The following is an 11,932-nucleotide window of genomic DNA, read 5'->3' on the forward strand; positions in this document are numbered from 1 at the left end:
TATTGCCAATTTACTGCAACATCTTTGCTCTTATAATAAGCCTTTCTCTCATTCCTCTATCGTAATGACGCAATACTCTCCCTATAAAGGCAAAAGTGGCATTAAGCGGATTTTAAATGCCACAGGCTATTCAATCGCAGGATTTAAAGCCGCTTTTAGCCATGAAGCTGCCTTCCGACAAATCCTATTACTGAATGCGATCTTGATCCCGATGAGCTTCTTGGTACATGTATCAGCCGTTGAACAAGCGTTGATGGTTGCTGTCTGTCTATTGGCGATCATTGTAGAGCTGTTTAATTCCGCCATTGAAGCCGTTGTTGATCGTGTATCCTTAGAAAAAAATCCATTGTCTAAGAATGCAAAAGATATGGGCAGTGCTGCGCAATTTGTATCTTTAGCGATTATTTTCTTTACGTGGATGATTATTTTATTCCGTTAGAAAAGATTGCCTTCAGGCTAAAAAGACAATCTAAAAGGCCAAGACCTGTGTGAAGAAAATCTAGGACGAATGCTAGCCAATTGATATCCCTCCCAGATTTTCTTCATTATTCTTATTATTTTACTCTCGATTATTTATTACTTACCTCCAAATAAGTAAGCAACTCCGACTCGCCCACCAAATTCACTTCCACCTGCGAAACCTAAAGCACCACTTGCTGAAACACGGTCCGTGAAAGATGTAACAACACCAATTGATCCAGCTGTTTCACCTTCATAATGACCTACGCCACCAAACACAGCCACTTGACCTGCTTGAATATTCGGGACAGCTTGCTGAGCCGCCAATGCTATAGCAATTCCGCGATAAGCTGTTTTTTGCACATCATCAACACGGCGATTCAATTGATCTGCGCGACTATCCAGACGATTAATTTCACCTTGTACATCTTTACCCTGTAAAGTAATACGATCAGCAACAAGGTGATTGGTTGTCACATGACCAGCACCAACTGTAGTTTTCTGCTCAGTCGTTGTTGATTGCCCTGATGTATCGGTATTGGTTTGAGTTGCAGCTAAAACTACACCATTTACTGCATCTATACGTGTTTCCGTTATACTTGTCGTAGCTTGATCTGCTTCAACTTTTGTTTCTGTACGACTCAATGTAGACGAATCAAAGGTACCGAACTTATCAAGTTCATTCGTTTCCTTTTTTGCAATTGTAGTTTTTGTTCCATCACCAGTAGTTATCGTTTCAGAGCCATAAACAGTACCCTTAACACTATAGTCGGTTCGATTTACTGTTTCAGTACCACGCGTAATACTGACTGTATCTTTTCCTGCTGCAGAAAGTGATTCAGTATATTCAGATTTAGATGCTTGTTTTACATCATTCGCTGCAATCAGCCCCATTTCTGTTTTATTTGTAACAGTATTGGCTTGGTTGTTCTCTGTGTATTTAAATTCTGTCTGATCTGCATGAATAACATTTAGCTCACGTGATGCAGTAAAGTTTTCTTCGGAGGCTTTACCATCTTGTTGATCTGCACGATATACAATTTCTTCAGTTGTTGTATTTTTCACATCATTGCGAGCTGAACCATCAATATTTGATGCGTTATTCACAATATGAGTTATCGTCGCAGTATCAGATAAGCGTTCTTGACCAATTTGGTACAGGTTTTCTGTCGTTTTAGCTGTAGTTTTAATGCTACTTGTACCAGATTCAATAGGCTGACCTTCTGCTAAAACAATGTCACCATCTTCATCTTTTTTGAAGGTTTTACCTGTGTTTTCAGTAACAGATGTCTTCACCGCTTCACGGTATTTTTCTGCTTTTCCTTTATTAAACAAAGTTACTGTAGAATCTTCATTACCAATACCTTTGACTATACCTGTAGTGCCGTCAGCATAAGTGATCGTTTGAACATTTGTCTTCACTGCCGTACTTTCTAATGCCTTGAGACCACCGTCTTGATAAACCTTGATATCTTCTTTATTGGTTCTATTATCCTTAATATCTACAATAATATTAGCATCTTTGGCATTAGATACGGCTAAACCACTATCTACCGTTCCATTATCACGTAATGTATTACTGCTAATATTTGCTTTAGCAGTATCATTATAATTGTGACCAACATTCATTGTTATAGCACTTGAGCTAAGTTCATCAGCACTGTCTTTCACAACCGTTTTTGCGAATTCCCTATCTTTCGCATAATCAACTGTTGTTATATTATCGTGACCATTCCAACTGCTCTGAACTGCACCACTAGCATCCGTAGATTTACCCTCATAAGATGAGGTAGAAATATTTTCACGTACTTTGTCTTGATCATCTTGGAATAATCGATCAGTCTGTTGGCTTGCCCATTTGTCAAAATCAACTGTATTTACAACTGGTTTACCCTCATTAAAGACAATATTACCATCTAATTCTTCAAAATTAGTATTTACCGTCTCTCCCGATTTTGTTTCAGTTTTCTCATGATGCAGTGCATTTTTTCCTACAGAATAAACTTTAACATCAGTTTCAATACTGCCTTTATCTACACGATATACCTTAGTACTGTCTTTTGAAGTTTCTTTATCATCCCAAGCTGTCTTATTATTGGTATGATATGCCACCTCTTGCCCCATCGTCACTTTATCAGTCCGTTTAGCTGACTGAAGTTCTGTGGTTATAGTTTGCAACTCAGCTGCTTTTGTTTCTAATGGTTTACCTGTTTTAAAAGTAACTTGACTGCGAATGTCATGACCATCGGCATCTTGTCCAATCACAACATAATAATGATCTTTACCGTCTGCATCTTTCCAGCTATGAACATCTTCTGCAGTAAATTTATTACCACTAACATCTACTGCAACAGTGCCGATTTTAAAGTCTTCTTCTTCTTCTGCTTTAACAACAGAAACACCTGTAATTTTGCTTAAGAATTTATTATCAATTGCAGCGGCAGCAGTAAGATCACGATCTACTTCAATATTTTCTTGATGATTACGCGCATATTTCGCTGAATCTTCCCATGTTGTATTCCAGTGCTCTTGAAAATCATTATCTTGTTTGTGCGTAACAACTTTGGTTGTCGTACCTTTAACAACAGACTCAGCAATGTTAGTACTTCTAGCGGGATCTCTGCCTGTCTGAATTTCAACTGGCTGCCCTTTCTTATCTCCAGATACATAACGCGTTGGCTGATAAACAGATTCATAAGATTCACCTGTCATTTTTTCGACAGTTTCCGTATTTATTATTGGCTTGTTATCAGCTAGTACAATCTCATTATTTTTATTTACCAAAAAATCACGAGTTTTACTTTCCGTAGAAAGTTTATTACTAACTATATAATCTAATGCATTACTTGTTCCTAAAGCGGCCTGATTAAATTGTGTTTCACTCCATTCAGATGAACTTTTGTCAAGCTCAATAAAACCATCCAATACACTTTCTTTTGAATTATCAACTGATACCTTAAATTCATCGGTATAATCAAGACCAGCTACATTTACATCATCATAATCAATGGTTTTAGAATTGAAAGTTGATTTATTGGTATCAACTGTAGACTCTATAACTGACTTTTTATCCGTACTTAGATTAAAAGCAACAACATCTTTGGTTGGATCATTATTTTGATGCTGATAATCAGTAGAAACCGTATGATCTGACCAACTTTGCTCACCACTAGACAACATGCCATCTGTATTTTTACTAGTGACCACACCTGTTGCTGAATCTGATGTAGATTGATAATCGACATTATTTTGACTGAATTGAGATTCGACTGTACCAACACGAATCATTTGACTAGAAATAGGCTTCCCATCCGCTCCTAGCTTCGCTTCTGTTGTTAAATTAGAGCTTGTAGTTGAATACTTATTAGAGCTTATACGTTCATCTGTTGCTGCGTATGTTACATCTTCAAGTACGCCTGTATTACTTTCCGTATGTGCCCCGATCACGCTGTTCACATCATCTGCAGCAAATGTAAATCCCGTATCATCTAAACGTTCAGAAGTTACCTCAATTTCAGTAGCAGGATTAACTGTTTGATCAAGTTGAACTCTCGTATTCGCGGTTCGAGTGATATTTCCTGTTGCCAATGTATTATTCCAACTCATTAAGTTGGTTGTTGTTCCATCCACGGTTGACGTTGTATTTTTATTATCACGAGATTCTAAAAGTCCCTTACGGATTTCCTGATAGGTGTAATTACGATAATTAATACCACCAACCTGTGTTTCTGGTCCATTTACAACAGGTGAAGTTTGGCTAACAAGCGCTCCAACCTGTTTCGTTCCTTCCATAATAATATCTTTTTCAGAAGTATAACGTCCTGCTTGGGGATCAGAGTCCTCTGTACCTACAGTTTGTTGATAATCATTATTTAATACCGTATCTGTTTTTGTCTCAGTTAATTGCACTGGTGCAGCTAATGTCATTCCAGATACAGCAGCGACAGCCAATGCAATTGACGTTTTTTTTAAGTGTGAACTCATTTTCATCTCTCCATTTTAATTTTTTGAGATTTCCTATTTAAAAACAACTTCTTATAATATTTTTGAAATAATTTATTAATTAGGATTCCCTCAATGAAGAATTCTAGTTTTACTTTATAATTTTATCAATCAAAATTTGATAAAATGTTTTTTCTTCCTTTCTCTTTTTTACATACTACAAAAAGCCCAATAAAATCGATCTGGTTATTAAGCATAGAAACAAAATAAGGTTTATAATTTTCTGGTTCTAAATGATATTTTTGGATCAGTGACAAGGCTTATAAATTTTTATGCAAGAAATAAATGAAAAAGCTTCTTTTAGTCAGCGACTAAAAGAAGCTCTCCTAAAACACTCATGGGCTAAAACGAGTCCCACTTGGTTAGCTCGAGAATTTAATCTACGGTATAGTGGCAAATCTATTAGTGTTCAGACTGCAAATAATTGGTTATTAGGCCTTGCCATTCCTAGCCAAGATAAACTCCAGCTTCTAGCAGCGTGGTTAGAAGTATCCAGTCAATGGCTACGTTTTGGTAATGCAACACAAGAGATTCAGCATCCAGAAATGGTTCATTCTGGTATACAACTTGTACAACAAGACTTACCTGAGAAATTTGCACAACTCTCGCCAAAGCAAAAACAATTGGTCTATGATTTAATTAATGCATTAATTGATACTAATCAGCAATAAAATCTTGATTAACGATTTTTACAATATAGAGCTTAAGTGCTTCATTTTCTTTCTTTAATAAATTCAATTCTTCTACTAACTTAAAATAATTCATTTTATATTTATATAAATCTTTGACTTCAAGGACTGGATATAACTCAAAATCTCCTACTTTATTAAAATTAATCATGAAATTTCCTACCTAAAAAGTCATTTTCGAAAACACAGTTGTTAATCAACTATAAATCTATTTAAAAGATCAAAAAATATTATAGTTATTATGCATATACTTACTTTAATTTAGCTCTTATTATAATATATTAAATTAATCTTAAATCCATACACCAAATGAAGAATGTCACAAACTATCAACTATTATAATTTTTAATGTTTAAATAAAAAAATCCCTGCATATGCAGGGATTTTTTTGATCTAGACGTAGATGTAATTACATCATGCCGCCCATACCACCCATACCGCCCATATCTGGACCAGCTGGTTTATCTTCTGGGATATCAGTAATCATACATTCAGTTGTCAACATCAAACCAGCAACAGAAGCTGCATGTTCAAGTGCTGAACGCGTTACTTTAGCAGGGTCAAGAATACCCATCTCTAACATATCGCCATATTCACCAGTTGCAGCGTTATAACCAAAGTTACCTTCACCCGCTTTAACTGCATTGATCACAACTGAAGGCTCATCACCTGCGTTTGAAACGATTTGACGAAGTGGCGCTTCAATCGCACGACGTAAAATGTTGATACCTGCAGTTTGATCTTCGTTCGCGCCTTTTAAGCCATCTAATACGTTTACAGCACGTACCAGTGCAACACCACCACCTGCAACAACACCTTCTTCTACTGCTGCACGAGTTGCGTGAAGTGCATCGTCAACACGATCTTTTTTCTCTTTCATTTCAACTTCAGTTGCCGCACCAATTTTGATGACTGCAACACCGCCAGCTAATTTAGCAACGCGTTCTTGAAGTTTTTCTTTGTCGTATTCAGAAGTAGATTCTTCGATTTGCGCACGGATCTGTTGAACACGTTCAGCGATTTGTGCAGCATTACCAGCACCATCAACAATCACAGTGTTTTCTTTAGAAACAGTGATTTTGTGTGCAGTACCTAGATCTTGAAGAGAAGCTTGCTCTAAAGACATGCCTACTTCTTCAGAAATCACAGTCGCGCCAGTCAAGATCGCGATGTCTTGAAGCATTGCTTTACGACGATCACCAAAACCTGGTGCTTTAACCGCACATACTTTAATAATACCGCGCATGTTGTTCACAACAAGTGTTGCAAGCGCTTCGCCTTCAACATCTTCAGCGATGATAAGAAGTGGTTTACCTGTTTTAGCAACAGCTTCTAATACAGCGATCAATTCACGGATATTGCCGATTTTTTTATCAACAAGAAGAATGAATGGATTTTCAAGTTCAGCAGTTAAGGTATCTTGCTTGTTCGCGAAGTATGGAGAGATATAACCACGGTCGAACTGCATACCTTCTACAACGTCTAAAGCGTCTTCGAAGCCAGAACCTTCTTCTACAGTGATAACACCTTCTTTACCTACTTTTTCCATCGCTTGAGCGATAAGTTTACCAACAGTCGTATCAGAGTTCGCAGAGATTGAACCTACTTGTTCAATTGCTTTGAAATCATCAGCAGGCTTTGCATTGGTACGGATATTTTCAACTACAGTTTTCACTGCGATGTCGATACCACGTTTTAAATCCATTGGGTTCATACCTGCAGTTACAGATTTAATCCCTTCATTTAAGATTGCTTGAGCAAGTACAGTTGCAGTTGTTGTACCATCACCCGCGATGTCATTTGTTTTAGAAGATACTTCACGAACAAGTTGAGCACCCATGTTTTCAAACTTGTCTTTTAAAGAAATTTCTTTCGCAACGGTTACACCATCTTTAGTGATGTGCGGTGCACCGAAAGAACGGTCGATGACAACGTTACGGCCTTTAGGGCCTAAAGTAACTTTTACTGCATCTGCAAGTGTGTTTACGCCTGCGATCATTTTTGAGCGAGCTGAATCACCAAATTTTACGTCTTTAGCTGACATGTGAAACTCCGAATCTTTTTAAATACTGTATCTGATTAATTTGTGAGTTATGTATCGATTAGCCTTCAAGTACAGCTAAGATATCTGACTCTTTCATGATCAAGAGCTCTTCACCGCTTACTTTTACTGTTGTACCTGCATAAGTACCGAACAATACTTTATCGCCAACTTTAACGTCTAAAGCACGAATGCCATTGTCAGTGATTTGACCATTACCTACTGCAATTACTTCACCTTGAGATGGTTTTTCAGCAGCAGAACCTGGAAGTAAAATACCACCAGCCGTTTTAGTTTCTTCTTCTACGCGACGAATCACAACACGATCATGTAATGGACGAATGTTGCTCATAGTTAACTCCATCAGACTTAGTCTTTTTGATTAATTCGTATCGCCAATTCATGGCAATACATAAAATTTTGATATGCCACTTTTGTGGGGTTAAAAAAAATAGCTTCAAGGGGCGAATTAAAAAAAACTCGACTTTTTTAGTATTTTTTCTTCAAACTGATTTTGATTGAACAAATTGTCTACAGCCAAGAAAAAGAGCTGTCATTGACAGCTCTTAGATTTTCATAAAAAGATGTTTAAATAATAATTTGGTGATTACCCAATAATTCACTCAATGTTGTGTTGACATTGTTAAGCACTACTAATTGAACACCGTTCTCAACAGAGGCTTGACCATCTCGATCTATACTCACGATGGTATTCTCGCCCTCTTGCTTGACATGAATGAATTTTTCCAGAGATGCAGTCGAACCATCCCCAGTGTAATCCGTCAATAATTGACTGAGATCGATCTTATCTGCTTGTAAATCTGCCCAAACGTTACCAACATGAAAATCTTGCCAGCGATCAACAAGTCCATCACTATAGTTCAATATGTTATAAATCACAGTATCCGAACCAGCACCTCCAATATAGGTATCGTGACCACCACGACCATCCAAAATATTGTTCCCAGCGTTCCCTGTAATCACATTATCCAATACATTACCTGTGGCATTGATATTTGCACTACCAACCAACTCAAGATCTTCAACATAACCTCCGCTTTGTATATCACTACCTATGCCTTCTGGGTTATCTATCCATTTAATATTCCCCATCAGACTATAACTTACGGAACTCAAAACTTTATCATGCCCACCAAAATCTACACCTCGGTAACCTGATTCAACTAATTGTTTATCCCAAAGACCACTTTCAATCCAAACATTTTCATAATGACTGGTATCAATCCAGACATTTTCATAATGACTGGTATCAACATAGGTGTCTTCATAGTGACTAGCATCTATATAGACGTCTTTAAAATAACCAGTATCGATCCATCGCTCTTGTAAACCAGAATAAGTGAGTCCGAAACCTTCTATCCATTGACCAGTTTCAGCGTTATAGTAGTGTTGCAAATACTGGCTATAATCACCATCTGCGGTACCATCGTCTACATACGTCAAACCAGAAGAATCTTGATAAACTTTATAAGTTACAGCATATCCACCTTCAACCCATTGTTGCTCATAGTAACCATCTTCAATCCATTGCGGCTCATAATGCCAATCCTCAATCCATTGCTGCTCATAATGCCCCTCTTCAACCCATTCGACAGCTGAGTAACTGGTATCTACCCACACATCCTGATAGATTTCATAATGTTCAACAATATATTCTTGAATAAAATCAGAAGTATGATCCACTTTATAAACATTATCAGTATGATCTCCTTTAAATTGATCCACTGTAATATGAGGAATTTCTGCTTGCTTTAAGGTGATGATTGGGCTTCGATTTCCTGCACTATCAACGACAGCTATCTCCAATATAGTTGCATTACTATTCGTATAGGTTTCAAATATTCCCTCTACACCGACTTGGATACTATTGGTGTAAGGCGACTGGCCATCTGCATAATAAGTAATTTCAACTAGAGCTTTGGGTTCCGCATGTCCAATGAGATAACCATATTCATTGATTGCAATTTGTGTTGCTGCAGTTGGTGCGACAGTATCGACTGGCGTAATAACTTCGGTATAGTTACTTTGATAGCCATTTTGTTCTACAACAACCCGTAGTACCTCACCCGTCGCTTGAGAACGATTTAATTCAATATTAAAATGCCCCCATTTATCAGTTAAACCACTACTAATGAAATTATTATGGGTATCCACAATACGGATATAACTATTAGGTGCAGCATCTCCAGATATAAAGAAACCATTGTCAGTCATAATGATATTTTCAGCTGGGCTGGGTGCATTGCTATTGGCATTAAAAATAATATGAACTGGTGTACTGATATTTTGAGCTAAATCCGTTGCTGTAATAAACAACTGCTCACCGCGTATCACTGGAGGATAAATACTTAAATTAAAATGCCCCGTTTCATCTGAGCTGGACTCGGCACGAACATCGCCATTAGCATCAACGACTTTGATTGTTGCTTTTGGTTCAGTTTGTCCACTGATTTCATCCCCATTTTCACTAATAACCAATTCATTGAGTAGTGGTGCAAGATTATCTAAGGGTGCAATAACTTCAGTGATTGGGCCATATAGATTGTTCGTTGGGTCTAAGGCACGGACATATAATGTCTGTCCTTGTAAATAGTAGCTATTAAGCTGTACATTAAACGTACCATCTTCATTAACAACAAAATTCCACCAATTACTATCCACGCGCTCGCCAACAGCATTACTGACAATAATTTGCTGGCCAGCAACTGCCTGACCAGATAAATTATGTCCTTCTGCATCAAGCAATAAATCTGTCACAGCTTGCGGGGTATTGAGTAATACAGGCAAAACTTTTTGTACAACATCACTGCGATTTCCTGCAGGATCTCTCACCACAAAACTTAAGGTTTGTGTTTGATATTGACTATAGTTGATCGAGTGAGAAAAAGAGCCATTGTAGGCCACAGTCGTTGTGATCAAATTTCCATATTGATCAATAATATCAACTCTTGCATTTGATTCAGCCAGACCAGAAATCCATCCTGCTTCATTTATGCTGATATTTTCAGCAGCGAGAGGTGCAACTTCATCCAATGGCGCAACAATCGTTACTTTTTCACTCACATTGCCTGCACGATCAGTGACTGTGACCGTTAACGTCTGCGCATTTAAATAAAATTGATTCAAATAAACAGTAAATGTGCCATCACTATATGCCGTACTGCTCCATCTACTGACTAGATTATTATTCTGATCATAAACTTGAATGATGCTATTAGGTTCAGCGATACCCGTTAAAATCGAGCTATCGCTGCCCTCCGTTAATTTAAGATTCTTAGCCGCATCTGGTGGAGTTGAGTCGTTTATGGCTTCAAGTGAAAGAGTTTCACTTTGATTTCCAGCTCGATCAAAAACAATAAAACTTAATTGTTGTCCTTTTAAATAGACATTATCAAACCAACCTGAAACTTTACCATCACTCCCCGCAGAACCACCTCCAACTTCATTGTGATTTGCATCATAAATTTTAATTATACTATTGGCTTCTGCTATTGCCGTAAAACGACGTCCATCCTGATCAAACTCAACGGATTGAATGGGATTAGGATTAGTATTATCTAAAGGTGCAACGATGCTAGTTTTTTCACTGACATTTCCTGCACGGTCAATCACAGTTACAGTTAATATTTGGCCTTTTAAATAATATTGACTAAAACCTACAGCAAATGTTCCATCCGCATTAACCGTATTATTCCATGAATAAACTAACTGACTATTTTCATCATAGATCAAGATCGTGGCATTTGCTTCTGCCATACCCGTTAGAATCGATCCATTATGACTTTCAGCCAGAAGAAGATTTGTAGCTGCGTCTGGTGGTGTATTATCATTTAGTGCATAAGCAGTAACGGCTTCACTCTGGTTGTCTGCCCGATCAAAAACAATAAAACTTAATTGTTGCCCCTTTAAATAAACATAATTTAATTGACCTGAAACTTTACCTTCACTATCAGCATCACCACGCCCAATTTCGTTATGATTTACATCATAGATTCTAACTATGCTATTGGCTTCTGCTATTGCAGTAAAACGACGCCCATCCTCATTAAACTCAATCAATTGAATGGGGTCAGGCTTAATATTATCTAAAGGTGCAACAATGGTTACCTTTTCGCTGACATTCCCCGCGCGGTCAGTCACTGTTACAGTTAAAGTCTGCTCTTTTAAATAATATTGACTAAAATCTACAGCAAATGTGCCATCAGAATTAACTGTCGTGTTCCATGGATAAACCAAACTATTATTTTGATCATAGACTTGGATCGTGGCATCAGGTTCTGCACTACCCGTCAAGATTGAACCTGATCTCCCCTCTACAAGCTTAAGCGTAGTCGCAACTTTTGGAGCCATGGTATCCACGACAACTTTTTCGATTGCAGTTTCTACAATATTCCCCGCAATGTCTGTTCCAACAACCTTAAATAAATAAGTACCATCAGCTAAATTGACCTGCTTGGTAGTCGTTTCCGCCCATGTTTCTCCACCATCTTTAGAAACTTCATAGCGATTATTAAACGTAGCTTCTTTATTAATTACAATTGGATCTAATGCATGTAAATCAAAACTATTATCTTGGGTAATTCGATCAAAAGCTGAATTACCAGTGTCATTTAAATTAACAATTTTTAAAGTGCCTGCAGCTGGTGCAATCGTATCTATCGTGACGATAGGAGACAATACTTCACTGCTATTCCCCGCTTGATCCGTCACAATGGCTTTA

At 37.6% G+C, this 11,932-nt stretch carries 7 protein-coding genes; 2 read left to right on the forward strand and 5 right to left on the reverse strand.

Annotated elements, in window-relative coordinates:
- The first annotated feature begins 64 nt into the window (after positions 1 to 64).
- Positions 65 to 439 (forward strand): diacylglycerol kinase, encoded by a 375-nt coding sequence (locus tag A7P54_RS08170; protein ID WP_026057572.1) that lies wholly within the window; start codon positions 65 to 67, stop codon positions 437 to 439.
- A gap of 137 nt (positions 440 to 576) precedes the next feature.
- On the opposite strand, the gene A7P54_RS08175 is transcribed toward A7P54_RS08170, so the two are convergent.
- On the reverse strand, positions 577 to 4,443 hold the full coding sequence (locus A7P54_RS08175) for a YadA C-terminal domain-containing protein (RefSeq protein ID WP_171549277.1): 3,867 nt from the start codon (positions 4,441 to 4,443) through the stop codon (positions 577 to 579).
- A 290-nt stretch (positions 4,444 to 4,733) separates the two neighbouring features.
- On the opposite strand from A7P54_RS08175, the gene A7P54_RS08180 reads away from it, so the two are divergent.
- A complete protein-coding gene (locus A7P54_RS08180) occupies positions 4,734 to 5,132 on the forward strand; it encodes a hypothetical protein (protein ID WP_004801456.1) in 399 nt (132 codons plus the stop codon).
- Here A7P54_RS08180 and A7P54_RS08185 read toward each other — a convergent pair.
- The 4 genes from A7P54_RS08185 to A7P54_RS08200 all read right to left on the reverse strand — a co-directional run.
- Complete coding sequence (locus A7P54_RS08185) at positions 5,119 to 5,301, reverse strand: hypothetical protein (RefSeq protein WP_004801458.1); 183 nt, start codon at positions 5,299 to 5,301, stop codon at positions 5,119 to 5,121. The genes A7P54_RS08180 and A7P54_RS08185 overlap by 14 nt on opposite strands.
- 258 nt (positions 5,302 to 5,559) lie before the next feature.
- Positions 5,560 to 7,194, reverse strand: coding sequence for a chaperonin GroEL (gene groL, locus A7P54_RS08190; RefSeq protein WP_004801460.1), 1,635 nt, complete (start codon positions 7,192 to 7,194; stop codon positions 5,560 to 5,562).
- Positions 7,195 to 7,252: 58 nt separating this feature from the next.
- Positions 7,253 to 7,543 carry a co-chaperone GroES gene (locus A7P54_RS08195; protein WP_004801462.1) on the reverse strand — a complete coding sequence of 97 codons (291 nt, stop codon included), beginning with the start codon at positions 7,541 to 7,543 and terminating at the stop codon, positions 7,253 to 7,255.
- A gap of 236 nt (positions 7,544 to 7,779) precedes the next feature.
- Positions 7,780 to 11,932: Ig-like domain-containing protein (locus A7P54_RS08200; RefSeq protein ID WP_252728603.1), on the reverse strand; the 4,153-nt coding region annotated here is incomplete at its 5' end.

The organism is Acinetobacter sp. Ac_3412 (assembly GCF_013072675.1).
Lineage (GTDB): Bacteria > Pseudomonadota > Gammaproteobacteria > Pseudomonadales > Moraxellaceae > Acinetobacter > Acinetobacter higginsii.